The sequence below is a fragment of the Psychrobacter sp. PAMC 21119 genome, assembly GCF_000247495.1.
In the GTDB taxonomy this organism is placed as follows: domain Bacteria; phylum Pseudomonadota; class Gammaproteobacteria; order Pseudomonadales; family Moraxellaceae; genus Psychrobacter; species Psychrobacter glaciei.
In genome coordinates this window covers 39,072-54,208 of sequence record NZ_AHVZ01000009.1, presented here as the reverse complement: position 1 = coordinate 54,208, position 15,137 = coordinate 39,072, and the positions used below count along the sequence as shown (strand labels likewise).

Annotated in this window: 16 protein-coding genes; all 16 read right to left on the bottom strand. The window is 43.1% G+C overall.

The features are described 5' to 3' along the window. Positions 1–40 precede the first annotated feature (40 nt). The 16 genes from RH96_RS03195 to RH96_RS03120 all read right to left on the bottom strand — a co-directional run bounded on the left by RH96_RS03195 (position 41) and on the right by RH96_RS03120 (position 15,135). Complete coding sequence (locus RH96_RS03195) at positions 41–1,075, bottom strand: metallophosphoesterase (protein ID WP_227500934.1); 1,035 nt, start codon at positions 1,073–1,075, stop codon at positions 41–43. A 187-nt stretch (positions 1,076–1,262) separates the two neighbouring features. Further along, positions 1,263–1,724, bottom strand: coding sequence for a thiol-disulfide oxidoreductase DCC family protein (locus RH96_RS03190; RefSeq protein ID WP_010197196.1), 462 nt, complete (start codon positions 1,722–1,724; stop codon positions 1,263–1,265). Between the two features lie 41 nt (positions 1,725–1,765). Continuing rightward, entirely contained in the window at positions 1,766–2,614 is an 849-nt protein-coding gene (locus tag RH96_RS03185) for a fatty acid desaturase family protein (RefSeq protein ID WP_010197192.1), read from the bottom strand. 115 nt (positions 2,615–2,729) lie between these two features. Next, on the bottom strand, positions 2,730–3,185 hold the full coding sequence (locus tag RH96_RS03180) for a hypothetical protein (RefSeq protein WP_010197191.1): 456 nt from the start codon (positions 3,183–3,185) through the stop codon (positions 2,730–2,732). 72 nt (positions 3,186–3,257) lie between these two features. Further along, positions 3,258–3,968, bottom strand: coding sequence for an NMCC_0638 family (lipo)protein (locus RH96_RS03175; RefSeq protein WP_010197190.1), 711 nt, complete (start codon positions 3,966–3,968; stop codon positions 3,258–3,260). Positions 3,969–3,995: 27 nt separating this feature from the next. Then, positions 3,996–4,958 carry a TIGR01777 family oxidoreductase gene (locus RH96_RS03170; protein ID WP_010197189.1) on the bottom strand — a complete coding sequence of 321 codons (963 nt, stop codon included), beginning with the start codon at positions 4,956–4,958 and terminating at the stop codon, positions 3,996–3,998. A 23-nt stretch (positions 4,959–4,981) separates the two neighbouring features. Beyond that, on the bottom strand, positions 4,982–5,482 hold the full coding sequence (locus RH96_RS03165; protein ID WP_010197188.1) for a hypothetical protein: 501 nt from the start codon (positions 5,480–5,482) through the stop codon (positions 4,982–4,984). 112 nt (positions 5,483–5,594) lie between these two features. Beyond that, entirely contained in the window at positions 5,595–6,056 is a 462-nt protein-coding gene (locus RH96_RS03160; protein WP_010197187.1) for a hypothetical protein, read from the bottom strand. 106 nt (positions 6,057–6,162) lie between these two features. Then, positions 6,163–7,116 carry a fatty acid desaturase family protein gene (locus RH96_RS03155; protein WP_010197186.1) on the bottom strand — a complete coding sequence of 318 codons (954 nt, stop codon included), beginning with the start codon at positions 7,114–7,116 and terminating at the stop codon, positions 6,163–6,165. 154 nt (positions 7,117–7,270) lie between these two features. Next, entirely contained in the window at positions 7,271–7,789 is a 519-nt protein-coding gene (locus tag RH96_RS03150; protein WP_010197184.1) for a GbsR/MarR family transcriptional regulator, read from the bottom strand. Positions 7,790–7,905: 116 nt separating this feature from the next. Next, positions 7,906–8,535 (bottom strand): L-threonylcarbamoyladenylate synthase, encoded by a 630-nt coding sequence (locus RH96_RS03145; protein ID WP_010197183.1) that lies wholly within the window; start codon positions 8,533–8,535, stop codon positions 7,906–7,908. A 298-nt stretch (positions 8,536–8,833) separates the two neighbouring features. Next, entirely contained in the window at positions 8,834–10,081 is a 1,248-nt protein-coding gene (dprA, locus tag RH96_RS03140) for a DNA-processing protein DprA (protein ID WP_010197182.1), read from the bottom strand. Positions 10,082–10,129: 48 nt separating this feature from the next. Continuing rightward, on the bottom strand, positions 10,130–11,227 hold the full coding sequence (locus RH96_RS03135; protein WP_010197181.1) for a LysM peptidoglycan-binding domain-containing protein: 1,098 nt from the start codon (positions 11,225–11,227) through the stop codon (positions 10,130–10,132). Positions 11,228–11,575: 348 nt separating this feature from the next. Next, entirely contained in the window at positions 11,576–12,997 is a 1,422-nt protein-coding gene (gene thrC / locus RH96_RS03130) for a threonine synthase (RefSeq protein WP_010197180.1), read from the bottom strand. Between the two features lie 40 nt (positions 12,998–13,037). Then, positions 13,038–13,523, bottom strand: coding sequence for a hypothetical protein (locus tag RH96_RS03125; protein ID WP_010197179.1), 486 nt, complete (start codon positions 13,521–13,523; stop codon positions 13,038–13,040). Positions 13,524–13,527: 4 nt separating this feature from the next. Next, positions 13,528–15,135 carry a transcription antitermination factor NusB gene (locus RH96_RS03120; protein WP_010197178.1) on the bottom strand — a complete coding sequence of 536 codons (1,608 nt, stop codon included), beginning with the start codon at positions 15,133–15,135 and terminating at the stop codon, positions 13,528–13,530. Positions 15,136–15,137: the final 2 nt, after the last annotated feature.

The following is a 15,137-nucleotide window of genomic DNA, read 5'->3' as shown; positions in this document are numbered from 1 at the left end:
GAGGCTTTATCATAAGGGTAACACTGTTCATTTAAATGGCTCATACACCAGATTGCAACGTAATTATCCAAATCTCAGAACGCGTACCCAGTCTAAATGGTACGGGACCGATGCCATAACCAGAGGTCACCAAAAACTGCGTATCGGCTATTTTTTTGCTGCCATAGTTTAGCGGTGTCAACCAATCCATCAATATCGTTAGTGGAAATATCTGCCCGCCATGGGTATGTCCAGACAGATGCAAATCGACTGGCAGGGCGCTGACCTCATCCATCGCGCTAGGACGATGCTCCAAAAATATCACCGGTTTGTCTGTCTGTACTTGTGTCAATAACTCCTCAGCTGACAGTCTGGTACGATCGATATCGTCTGAGCGACCCACCAGCCATACCGAGTCATTTAATAGCACACTCTCATTATCAAGGGCTTTGATGCCCGCCTCTTCCACCGCCTGTGTGATCTGCTGGTCATAACCGAAATAATCGTGATTGCCTAAAGTTGCATAGACGCCAAGCGGTGCCTTTAGCTTTGATAGCTGCTCATGCATATTCGTATTATCGTAAGCAACGGTGTTGTCATTCATAATGTCACCAGCGATAACCACGACATCAGGATGTTGCGCATCGATAAGGTTTACCATTTTCTTTATCTGTCGATTGCCAAACCATCTACCCAGATGCGTATCAGAGACAAGCGCGATATCCATTGGCTTATCCAGTGGCTTATCTATAGTGACTGTTAGACGGTGTACAACGGGCGAGTAAGCATTAAATACCGCTAAGCTAACAATGGCGACATAAGTCGTGACGGCAAAGGCGCGCAAGAGTATTGGACGAGATTTTCGCTTGATGACCTGATAAACGAGTAGCGCTACCGCAGCCGTTATCACACCAGCATAAAGCATAAAACCTTGCAAAATACTAACGACCAAATAGACATGAAAGCGCTCACCCCAAAACTCAGTCAAACCATAAATGAGAGCCACATTATTAATAATAAAGACAGCAGCTATCAGCGCGATTTTAGCAGACGTAGTTTTTGGCTTTACAAACCAGCAGAGAAGAACGCTGGTCATAACAGCTAGCAACTGAGTGAAAATGATAAAGAACCACATAGTAAGATCTAATCAGATGAAGAGGATGCTATCTTACGTTAAAAGCTGAATGCTCTGAACATAGCCTCCTTTTTTCCACGAAAACTTCATATGCTTTGCCTCTAGACTGCTGTTGCCATAAAATTAAATAGTAGCCAGTAAAAGCACTTCAACGTTTATCTGGTGCTATTTTGCAAACGCCGTTTTCACAAGCCTGCATCAGCGCTTTGCCATAGAGCAATTTGGTCACCCAATTCGGAATTTTATAGCGATTGCGCGCGACATACGGATAAGCAAAGTCACCCAGTTGTTTGACTACTGGCAAAAACAACAACGGTGACCATTTAACGCCGCCCGTCCTGTAGAGCAGCCGCACGGCATCCATGTGCGTGTACCAATTGCCGTAGCTGTCTTGCATACACATATAAGTCATCGCATCATTGCGACTAAATCCTGCGGCGACTAACGCATCAAGCCCCTCTTCTACAGGAACTAAGTGTATCTTCTCCGGCTGGCGCATTTTCATATTGTGCGCCTCGGTGCTGCATATCACACACGCATCATCGTAGTACATGGTAATGGATAAACTCGCTTGCTCTCGATAGCTGTTGATATGATTTTGGATAATCATGTTAGAACTCCTTTATAAGTGATACCTCAGCATCGAGGCTATTAGATTTTTCGTTCATGTTCACTATGTTCAATCATGTGTACTACTGGATACTGATTGGCTGGGGCCAACAAAGCGATTACTGGCTGCTGCGTCCACTGAGGTGCGGTAGCATCTAAACGCTTGGCAAGCTTCGGTAAATGATTGGTTGGTACTGCTGGAAACAGATGATGCTCAATGTGGTAAAGTAAATTGAAAGTCAGTAGGTTAATTAAGGGATGACGCTCACTGCGGGCATATACCACCTCATCACAACCATGATGGACGCTCCATACGGCAAAGAACCCCACCATCGTATTGGCCAATATCATCACCAATACGTGATACACCAATACGGGATGCATCGTGATAAAAGCAGCGGCAATTACTGCGAAAATAAGCAGCATATCAAAGCCAACGAGAATACGATTGCGGCGGCTACCATGCGTCAAACCAAACCACTGAATCATAATAGAAAAAACACCACCGCCTAATATCGCCTGATACCAAGGCAGGCGTGCCCAGTTACCTTCGACATCGCTGTCTCCAAGCGGATCTCTGTGATGATTGAGATGGGTGTGCCGAATAGCATGCGTACTACAGAGCATCGTGATACTGAGAAGAAACAGCATGAGCTCAGTGGCGACTTTGCTCACACCTAAAGTGCGGTGATAGCAATCATGGGCTTGTCTAAGTGCGGCAGTAAAAAAGAAAAACGTCGCAGCCAGCGCAAGTAGCCAAAACCCCTGCCACGCGCTCCACCATGACAATAATAAAAATGGTAACGATAAAAAGATATTGTAAACGGTCTCAGTGGGCTTGAGCTGACGCAAATCTTGCCATTCAATATTGGCTAACGAAGGATGACGCATGATGTTCTCCTTACTTAGTGATAAGCAGTAGCTGTCTTACTGGCGCGACCACTTGATTTAGTTATTTAGTGTTATTTATTTAATTTCTGTCAAAAGTGAAATATATGGATAAATTTTATTTATGTTTAGGTAATGCGATAAGACCTGTGACTATTGCACTTGCACCACCGATACAGCAAAACAAGACAATTCCTATTACAGAATCTATCGAAGCCGACTCTAGCATAAACCAAACTATGCATAGAAAAGTGCTCGTAAAACCAATTATAAATAGTGGAAATACCTTTATTATAGAATCGAAATATATCTCCAATTTAGATGCACAATAACCCGTTAAAAATGCTGGTAACAAACCCAGAAAAAAACCAAAAACCGCACCAGCTGCTAACATTTTAAGAAAGTCGAGAGCATCGTTTACAGAAATACTTTCTTTAACTATAGTTATCACAATGATATATGAGATGAGAATTAAGCCACCTATCGCACCACCTAATAATCCATAAATCCCTATTACCTTCCCTTTTGGATAGTTGATCACAGTAACTGTAGCACTGCTCTCAATACTACTCATACACACCTCCATTTTGTTTCACATGAAACATAAATCTTAAACAACAAATTGGGTATGTTTCACATGAAACATCTATTCACTCATTATCGAAGCCGTATACATCGCTTTGACATCTGTAGTCGCAGAATCATCAATCGTCAACATAAACAGCATCTTTCTCTGTGTATCAGGCGCACTCCAACTATATGACAAAGTTGTTTTAACACCTCCTCCCACTGGTTTGGTGGTGTTATCTATTTGAGTGGCGATAAAAGGTGACGGGGGTTTGCTATAAACCTCAGTAAATTGTTGATTAGCCAATTGAGCATCTAACTCTTTGGCATAAATAGCACAAAGGTTCTTGTTATCAGGAATTGCCAATATATAACTACCGGTATCAGCAGGTACTGGCCAAGCCGAACCTGTTTCACCTGCTAAAAGTTGAGAAGCTTGTGCGGTAGGAAATTTAGGTAAAGCTTTGAGATTACCTCGCAACTCATCAAGCTTGAGTAAATACTGCATACAAGTTGAGGCATATATAGCTTGAAAAGTCTCTGCCTGCTTTATCCCTAAAACATTTTCGCCGCTACTCATCACGACTGCCTTATCCTCTGCATTAGAATCAGTTTGTATAATCGACCCTTCCTTTGAGTCAGTAGCCGCTATTTTCAGTTCCGGTTTTGGTTCCGCTGTTAATTCTGATTGTGGCGTTTGCGTTTTTACATCGGCATTATCGCTACAAGCTGTAGTGATAGAACCTGACAGCGTAGATAGTAGAATTAAACTGACTGCTTTTTTGTTCATAATTATTCCTCAAATGTATTCGAAAGTTTACTTCTGTCCTTCCAACGCCTGCTTTAGCGTTGGCTGCTGGAACTCATAACCTGCGCTCTGTAGTGCTTGCGGCAATACCTTTTGTCCATCTATGAGTAGCGTCGACATCTCACCAAACATCAGCTTAAGTAAGAAATTTGGCAAAGTAAAAAATGTCGGACGGTGTAACCATGACCCCAGTGTTTTGGTGAAAGTATGATTGTTCACGGGATTGGGTGCCGTTAGGTTATACACGACCGCTGTCGTATCATTTGTAGTCTGTAGGGTATTTTCATGGGTGGTTTGACTGCTCGCATCATCAGCAAGATGCTGCTCAATGATGAATATCGCTGCCCCTACCCAGTCCTCACGGCTGACCCAACTCATGATTTGCTTGCCATTACCCAATTGTCCACCGACGCCCATTTTAAATGGGGTTAATAACTTACCGAGCATCCCGCCATCAGGATGAATCACTACACCTGTACGCACAATAGCCACGGGCACGCTATATTCGGTTGCTGTCAATGCTAGCTGCTCCCATTCATTACATAATCGATGAGCAAAATCAGTCTCAAAACCACTGCTTTCGGTAAGAGGTTTGTCACCTTGCGTGCCATACCAACCAATCGCTGAACCACTAACTAATAGCTTAGGTTTGATACTGGTGCGCTTAATAAATGCCAATAAGGACTCAGTAGGCTTAATACGGCTCGCCATAAGTTGCTCTTTGCGCTCATCGCTCCAGCGCGAGTCAGCGATACCTGCACCTGCTAGGTTTAAAATAACCTCAAAGCTTTTATCCGAGCTCGCCAGCTCATCATAAGTCATCATTTCGATATCATTCGGATGTGCTTGGCTGCTATCACGCGTCAGCCAAGTAATATGCAGCGCTTTATTTTGGGCACGGTAACGCGACATAATTTCATTGCTAAAGGCACTACCTAAAAATCCTGAGCCACCACTGATTAAAATATTCATGTCCTATTCCTTATATTTTTCGCTTATCGTTTAGTAAAACTTAATTCGCTATAGTCATCGTCTTCTTTTTTAACTTTTATATCAAAACGACTTTTACATGCTTTTGGTAAAGCAATGCAGCCAGCGATGGCTGAATTGATAGCGCCAAATAGTCCTATACCAATCATAAAGGCCAGTAGCACGCCAACCTCTATCAAGGAGCTGATGCCTAAATATAAGATGATTGCACCCATATAACCTGCTGACGTTATAAACCCAATCAAAAATGTCGTGCGTAGACTCTTATGATCACCGCGCCATATCTGTTGAGTAGCGACAATAATGCCTGTTAATAAAGCAGGAATAAAACCAAGCAGACCGACATATAGCAATGGCTGATAACCAATCTGCGCAAAATCCGCATCCCTAAAAATAAATAATAAAACCAGCTCTGCAATCAATCCACCAACTATGCTACCAAGCCCTGCAAACGAAATAATAACTTGTAGATAAGGATACGTACCTAACTCATTATTAGTTTTCATTCTATTTATCCCATTAACATTCATCGTGAATTGAGTATAAATACGGCGTTGGCAAAGCTAATGAAGTTACTGTGGATAATTGATGATTAATTATGTAACTTATCTCTGTGAATCATGCCTTTGGTAAGACAAATAACCCTGTGAAATATCCACTAGAACTTCCAATCAAGGTAGCAAAGATACAAGCAGCAAATGAAAAAGGGATATCGTTAAAAACCATGAGTAGAAAAGTACAGATAACCGTCGATATTGTACCGATGATAGCTGAATACGATAAACCTTTATGATTGCGGTATAGTTTCAAACTCGCGACTAAACAACCAGTCAATGTTGCAGGGATCAAACCTATCATGAAACCAAAGAATGCACAGATGGGTACTGCTAATATAGCTAGCACTATTGACCTACCGATATTCTGCCAGACATCATTTTGCAAGATAGCTTCTGAAACCACAAATATAGCTATTATTAATCCTATTAAGCTGCCACCAATAGCTCCACCAAAAAATAAATAGGATGCTATGATATTTGCTTTTGAATAATTTTCATGACCTTTGTTAGAATCTGAACCCATGACGATATCCTTAGAGACAGTTTTTTAGCTATTTTTTCAGTCGATTAGCTCAAGCATTCAACATTTTCTTCTAAAGTAAGTAATGCTGACATGCCTGTCCATTCTACTAAGCAAAACGCTTACGAATAGGACATTCACTATCATTACTATTTTGATCTTTATCTTTTAACTTACTCGCATAATGATTTATAAATTCCATCACAGTCGCCATATTTGGCAATACATGTGCCTTAGTCAGATGTGGTGCTGCTGCATCTAAACGCTTAGCAAGCTCAGGTAAATGATTGGATGGCACAGCAGGAAAGAGATGGTGCTCTACGTGATAGAGTAAATTGAAGGTCAGCAAGTTGACTACAGAATTACGCTCAGTGCGAGCGATTGTCTCATCACAATCATGGTGCACACCCCATACAGCAATGATGCCAACGCTAGCATTGGCCAACATCATGGTCAATATGTGGTATATCAATACTTGCGCTAACATGGTCAGAGCAGGAACAGCGACAGTAAATACGGTCAGTACGAAGGCAACCAAGATAACTAAAGCAATCAAGCCAAATTCTAGCCAAGCCAAGCTTTGATTGCGACGGCTGCTTAGACGCAGTCCTTGACGATAAATATCGAGCCGATAAGTTATCCCGCCGAGCAGTGCTTGCCACCATGACACTTTTGCTAGACTTCCTTCAATGTCACTATCGCCCAGCGGATCACGATGATGTGCCATGTGCGTGGCTCGAATGCTGTGCAAACTGGTCATCAGTAGCACGCTAAGCAATAGTAATATCGCGGTGGTCGTACGCTTACCTGTCCCTAAACTATGATGATAACCATCGTGCGCTTGGCGAAATGCGGCAGCAAAAAATAAGTAAGAAGCCCCGCATGCTAAGACATACCAAGATTGGCTGGCGAACCACCAAGACAACAACAAAAATGGATAAGGCAAAATAACGTTATAAGCGATTTGACCGCGCGTTAACTGGCGCAAGTCTTGCCACTCGACTGCAGCGATAGCCTTTTTAATGGCTTGCTCTTTATTAGCGTGTGTTTGATTGACTGTCATTTTACACATCCATTTGTCGTTGTTGTTTCTTGCTGCTACTTTTCCTGAAGCTCGTGTCACTTAAACTTAGCTGGCCTTTATATTTATTACATATATTTCTGTCAAAACAGAAATAATATCGCAAAATTTTTATTTTAAATCGTACAGCTTACTATTAACGCAAAACCTTTTTAATACTAGCGCCAAGTTTGAGGACTTTTTTGAGGATGCTTGTGGGCAGCTTAAGCATCTCAGATGACCATGTAGTTAAGGTACTAACGAATTCTTGGGTATCACGGATACGTGACTTTACCTCATTATTTTCATGTTCAAATTCAGGGCTGTCCATAAGTTCTTGTAAAAACTGCACTGTTGGCTCAAGCTCACGCTTCTGACGCTCAACGACAATAATACGTGCCAACTCCCAAACATCGGTATTGGTCGTAAAGTGGTCACGACGGTCACCCAATATCGAAATCTTTTGTACCAAGCCCCAATGCTGCAACTCTTTAATACTGTTTGAAACGTTAGAGCGCGCGACGCCAAGTGTGTCAGTGATTTCTTCAGCATTTAGTGGCTTGCCAATGATAAACAATAACGCATGTATCTGTGACATGGTGCGATTAACGCCCCACTGCGAACCCATTTCACCCCAATGTAAGATAAATTTTTCGGTCACAGGATTTAGTTTCATAAGAGCCATTCACTTAATTTTTTATACGATTAGATTAACTTATCTTGCGCTATTCTTTTATTTCTGTCAATAGTGAAATAGATATAAATATCAACCTTTAAATAACTGTAATTTGTCTAGCGAACAATTAATCCTGTCGCTGCATCACGAATTTGACTAGGCAATGTATAGCCTAGAGTGTCAGCCTGCAAGTAGCTGATTTGCTCGCCAAAATACCCATATGCATCAGTGAAAGTCGTAGCAGGCAGTTGCCCTGATGGATTACAACTTGTAGAAACCAATAGCCCAAAGGGGTTTTGAACGTCGACCAATTGTTGGCACAATTGACGAACCATAGGATGGGCAATAACTCTAACTGCCACTGTTTGATGCTGCCCGGTTATCCAAGAAGGTATCACTGTCGTTAGAGCCTGCGGAATAGGTAACAACCAAGTATGCGCTTGCTTGCATTGCAGCTCTATATTGTCGCTATCTGCCTGCCAACTCTTGATAATTTGTTGGCGCTGACTGTCTTCTAAAGGCTCTAGTAAAGGCATTAAACGCTCCGCACTGTCAGTAACGACAATCATGCCTTTGGCTTGTGGACGCTGTTTGATATTTAAAATGCGCTGAACGGCTATCTCGTCGTAAGCATCACAACCGATACCCCAAACGCTTTCGGTGGGATACGCAAGCAACTGCCCTTCTTTTAGCCACGTAGCAGCTTGAACGACAGAATCAGTAGTAAAGGATGCAGATTTTTTCATGGCTTGAAGGCTTCGAAAAGGTAGGAGTTTAAGCATTAATAATAACATAGGAGAGAAGCTGACTAAGTGAGCCAAATTCAAATATAGTCAAAATATCTTAACAACGCGACGGTATTGCTGATATCAATTTTTTGTCGCCTCTGTCTGCGCAGGCACACACAGCAAGCAAGAAAAGCTGATATCAGCAGTGCGTGATGGTTCGATACTACTTTTCACTGACTATATTTATGAAATTGTACCGTATTCAATCACTTAAAATTAATAAGTAGAAAAACATAAAAGTAGAGAAAATACGACTTTAAACGCGTAAATAACGCCCACCTTGCACGCTGATGACGCCTAGTAACTCAAGCTCCATTAACTGCCCTATCAGCTGCGGTGGCGTAAGCTTGGTACTGACCAATAGCGCGTCTAAATCTTGTCCATGCCAATCAAGCTGCTCATAGACCAGCGCTAAATGCTCTGGGACGATGATAGCGCTTTTAGGGGATTTGATGTTAGACGGTGTCGATTGGCTCGTCGTTGCCAAAGAGTCTGCCTCTGCGGCATGAGAAGGTTGATGACTATTCGATAGCTTATGATTGGCCTTGGCTGTCTGTTGTGCTGGTCGATAGCCATTATTGTCATAATCCAGCTGACCATTTACATCCTCGATTACTTGCTGCGGATGATAAATCAGCGTCGCGCCTTCACGTATCAAATGGTGACAGCCTTCAGCATTGCTATTGTCAATATGACTGGGAATCGCAAAAACTTGCTTGCCTTGCTCAGAGGTTAGGCGCGCGGTAATCAGTGAGCCGCTTTGAATAGTCGCTTCGGTGACAATAGTGGCTAAGCTTAAACCCGCCACCAAGCGATTGCGGCGTGGAAAAGTATGCTTATGCGGCTGCGTGTGTGGTAACAGCTCGCTGATAATACAGCCATCTTGATCGATGATTTGAGTAAACAACTTATCATGATGATTGGGATAATTGACATCAATCCCTGTACCCATGACTCCAATTGTTCGACCTTGATACTCAGTATCTGTCTGAGCCAGCGCACCCAAATGCGCACGCTTATCGACCCCCATGGCAAGACCACTGGTGATGATATAACCAGCTTGCGCCAAATACTGTGCCATATCGAAAGTAATTTTTTGCGCATGGGCGGTGGGTTTTCGACTGCCGACGACGGCTATTTGTGCTTGATGCAGGCGTGCATGATTACCACGATAAAACAATAATGGCGGTGGGTCATAGATTTGTAAGAGTTGGGCAGGATAGTCAGGCTGATCAGAAAATAGCAGACCGTAGCGTCCCTCGTTGAGCGCTTGCTGAATTTTATCGATACTGGCTTGCGTGTGCTCTGGCTGTTCATGGCGGGCAAGATGCGTATGGTGAATACCCAACTGACGCCATGCTTCTGCTTTGGCTTGCCAAGCAAGCTCTGCCGCACCAAAAGAAGTAATAAGTTTATGATAAGCCGATAATGACGCATTCACCTCGGTCCACAGCGCCAATATTGCGCGCTGCTCGTCGGATAACACTGGAGAAACTGCCGTCATAATGGTCTGACTCGCATTTACGGATTCAACGGACTCAAGAAGTCTGGCTTATAGATAAGGGGGAGGTAGTAATTGATCACCCACATTGAGCGGTAGCTCAGAATCAAGCACATAAGCGTAGCTGATATGGTCAAAAGTATTGAACACCATGACCATACCGCTCTGCTCACTTGGCAAGCGTACAGAGGCATCATTATCTTTGGTATCGCGTACCAACGCCCCTTTTTGATAGACAGTCAACACATCGCCGGGTTTGGCACCCTCTGCGCTGCCCAAATTAATCGCGACCACACTGCCCTTCGCCGCTGAACTGATTGAGTCCATGACACGGACAATCATACCGCCGCGGCTAACCGTTGCAGGCGTTGGGTAAAATACAGGCGGGATAGAGTTGTTTAACTCAACAAAAACGCGATCACCTTCACGCACTTCTTTACCGTAGCTGTCGGTAAGTTGCAAACTGGTAACGCCATTGGTTTCTGTAGAAGTAACCAATCCAGTCGCTACTTGGGTCACTTCGAGACCTATGACTTTCTGAGTCTTTGGCTCGACATACATCTCACCTTCACGGTAGATACCATAACGCTGACCAACGATAAGCGGCACGCCTTTGGCATACACTTTATCACCGCTTGCCGTGATTAAGTTGCCTTTTTTAGATGCTAATATATAAGGTGTGGTATTGAAATCTGCTGGATTAACGATGATGGTTTTATCTAGCCAATGCTGGATAGCAGACCATGGAATAGGTGGAATGCTATTCGCCGTCGACGTGACCGTTACCGAGGTGGCAACTGCAGTACCGGTCAATTGTTTTTCAATCCCAGCACAGCCCTCACCCGTATCGACACCAATCAAAGTCTTACCTTGAATCACACATAAGATAAGAATATCGTTGGGATAAATAAGGTTGGGATTTTTGATTTGCTTATTGGTCGCCCAAATTTCTTTCCAGCGCCATGGACTGTCTAGATAGCGTCCTGAGATATCCCACAATGTGTCGCCTTTTTTGACCGTATAGCGATTGGGCGCATCCGCTTTAATGGTTGGTGCTGGATTGTTAGCGTGGGCAGTAGTCATTAGCATTGCACTACTAAATGTCGTGATCAACAGGGCTTTTGCTATCGTTTTTAAGCTCATCTTCATTGTTATATCCACAATATGTACCGCTGTTGTCGCCACAATTAATACTATTTAGACCCATTATTTAATCTTAATCCTTGAGCATTATTAAAATCAATGACAAGCAATTAAGAGCATACAAGGACTTAACAGTACGGTTATCATAACGCCTATAGGGCAGCTGTTCAGTGTAATTGGCTGGTGTGATTGCTAAAAAAGCGTCTAGCAAAATGATGAGTCGCCGACGCTGTTTCCAATATTACAATTATATCTACCATAACACAATCATAAACACTTTATTACAATGGCGTAACTTTTATATGGACGCTTGTTTAATAGTTAAACAAAGCTAATAACAAGTCCAGCGTTGATTTAGGCTGGATTTGGTCTGACATGCTGGCGAATTTGCTCAGCTACTTGCTTAGCGTCGTTATCTAGCACCACCACGTGCTGTGGTAAGCTCTCCAAGCCTTCGGTATGCGCTGGGCGAGCGATGTCTATTGGCCCAATCGCTTCAACGATCGTGTCAGCAAATTTGACGGGTAATGCTGTCTCTGCACAAACGATGATTTCGCCCTCTTGCTGCAATTCTTTAGCGACCTTGATACCGTCAGCAGTATGCGGATCAACCAACTCACCATGCTGCTTATAAAGCGTTTTTATGGTTTGCAGGCGGTCGTTATGGGTAGACTTGCCAGCCGCAAAACCGTAACGGCTGTTGACTGCATCCATCAAGTCAGATAAGTCAAAACCTTGACCAGATTTCACCCCTTCAAACAACTCATGAACGCGCGCGCTGTCTTTTTCTAGTAGCAAATAAACAAAACGCTCAAAGTTGGACGCTTTGGAGATATCCATCGATGGGCTTGAGGTAATGTAAGTTTTTTCAGTCGGGCGCGGCTGATAAGCACCTTGGTTAAAGAAGTCATTTAGCACATCGTTTTCATTGGTAGCGACAATCAAACGATCAATTGGCAGTCCCATTTCACGAGCGATGTGACCGGCACAGATATTACCGAAGTTACCTGACGGTACGCTAAAGCTGACTTTTTCATCGTTGCTCGTCGTGACTGCAAAATAGGCTTTAAAGTAATAAACGATTTGCGCTAGGATACGACCCCAGTTGATAGAGTTTACCGTGCCTAGGTTATAAGCCGCTTTAAACTCAGCATCTTGCTGCAATGCCTTGACGATATCTTGGCAATCATCAAACATACCATCAATAGCGATATTATGGATATTAGCATCCGCCAAACTATACATCTGTGCACGTTGGAACTCACTCATTTTGCCATGCGGTGACAGCATAAAGACTTCGATATTCTCTTTACCACGTAGCGCATACTCTGCCGCACTACCCGTGTCACCACTAGTCGCGCCAATAATAGTAATACGCGCGTCTTTTTTCTTAAGCACATACTCAAAGGCATTGCCCAAAAACTGCATGGCAACATCTTTAAATGCCAATGTAGGACCATTTGATAGTCCTAAAATATATAAATTGTCTTCAATCTTGCGGACAGGAACAATCTCTTCACTACCAAATACTTCCGCGGTATAAGTACGCTCAATGAGGTCTTGCAAATCAGCCACAGGAATATCAGTGGCAAAGCGCTGCATAATCGCCATCGCAAGCTGCGGATAGCTAAGCGTACGCCATTCATCGAGTACAGCGCTATCAATGTTTGGATAATGCTCAGGCAACATCAAACCACCATCTGGGGCAAGACCCATCAAAAGCACATCACTAAAATCCATCGGCGCTGTCTGACCACGTGTACTTATGTATTTCATGTTTTGTCCTGTCAATTTTTCTAGCTACTGAATAGTGAATTTATTTTATTTCTGCATCTATCTCGTTTATGTACTCTTCCCACCACTGAATGGCTTCAGCTAGAACATCTCTACAATCAGTCCCAACATAAAATCCATTTTGTAAAGGTATATAAATCCCATCACCTAACGTAAATTTACTAGGAATAGAGTCAGTATCTACAACAAATAAATCAATAGGGGAAGATAGTAGTCCAAACTCATATTCTTTTAGAATTTTATTCCTTTCATCTTCAATGAACTCAAAAAATATTTTATTGGCTGCTACTTCTTTGTTTTCTTTAAGACTTTTCCATTTATTGCTGACAGTTACTTTCATTAGTTCAGATTGTCGAGAGTCAACTTTATCTAATATATGTCCAATTGCTCTCGCTAGAGTAATAGCAGCAACCCATAGTACTCTAAAACTCTCATAATTCGTTTCATTTTCTAACATTAAGTATGACTGCCGTAAATCACCCAATACTTTTTTAGCTTGAGTAGTCATTACTTTAACTCTTCATCAACAACGCATAATAAAACCCATCACCACTCGCGCTATCAATCGGTAAGCACTGACGACCTATTGCTTGTTCGATACCCCAGCTGCAATCGTCAGTAAACTCAATCGCTACTGCATCATTATGATGAGTGATAAAGTCCTGCATTTGCTCGACATTCTCTTGCTTTAAGATAGAACATGTCACATACAGCAGATAACCACCAGCTTTGAGTTGTGGCCATAAGTTATGCAAGATGTCTGCTTGCAACAGCGCCGTTTGCTCGATATCTTCTTCGGTACGCAGGATACTGATATCAGGATGGCGACGAATCACGCCAGTCGCGGTACAAGGAGAATCCAATAATATCGCATCAAATACGGGTTCATTGGTAGCCGCTTTTTTATTCTTGCCATGCTGCCATCTGGTCGCATCTGCACAGACGATGTTGAGTGCGATGCTGTTATCTGCTTGCTGCAAATCATGCTGACTCAGATTTAGGCGCTGTAAATTCTCACGAATACGCTCGATACGTGGTGCTTCGTTATCGATAGCCGTTACCTTGATATTAGCTGTTTCAGGCGACGTTTCAGCATTATCTTGTTTCACGTGAAACAACGATGACTCGTTCTTAGAACTTATAAGTTCTAACCAGTGAGCCAGCTTGCCACCAGGTGCCGCGCAAGCATCTAGAATGTGTATCTCATTATTATTGCTTTCATCACTGTCGCTGTCAGTATCGTTAGCACTGTTATTTTCAGCGCTGTTATTTTCAGCGCTAAGCTTAGCCATCAATGCTTTATTAATAATTGGTGCAGCTAACTGGGCATGCATGTCTTGAACGCTGGCAACCCCTAAAGCAAACTCAGGCAAAGCGTTAACGGCAGTGCTTTGATGCAGCCGGAGACCTTTGGTTGATAGCATTGTAGCAGTGGCAGACTCTGACGAATTCGCTATCTTAAAACCAGTCGTTAGCTCAACGATGTCTGCATCAATTTCTGCCCCATCGAGTGCTTGCTGATAATCCTCTACCGAAGTAACCGCCGAATTTACTCGTAAAAACATCGGGGCTGGTTGGCGCAAGCCTTGTGTCAGCTCATCATACTCCTCGCTCCAGTCTTGCTTAAGCTGATAAGCGAGCCAATTCGGTAGACTATGCTTTTTATCGCACTTCTTACGGAATTTGCTTGGGTTCTTAGCGACTTTACGCAAAATAGCATTCACCAAACCAGTTGAATGAGCGAACTCAATTTCTTTGGCAGCTTCAACGGTTTCATGAATCGCGGCATGATCAGCCACTTCTAAATAGAGCAACTGTACTAAGCCTACTTGAATGGTGGTGCGCACCTCAACCTCATCGATAGGGTTGTCTGCTAAAGTATCGAGCAAACGTGCCAGCGCATGCCACTGACGCAATGTCGTGAGCAATAGCGCATGGGCGAAGCCTTTGTCACCATCATGCAAACTATTCAATAATGGATCAAGGACGCTTGAGAGCGACTGACCGTTTTGAATAGCGAGCAAAGTACGAATCACGCGCACGCGCACACTGCCATTCATGATAAGGTTGCTTGACGGTTTGAGCTTGTTGTTTCTTGGCGCAGTGCTGGTTTGTCTCATTA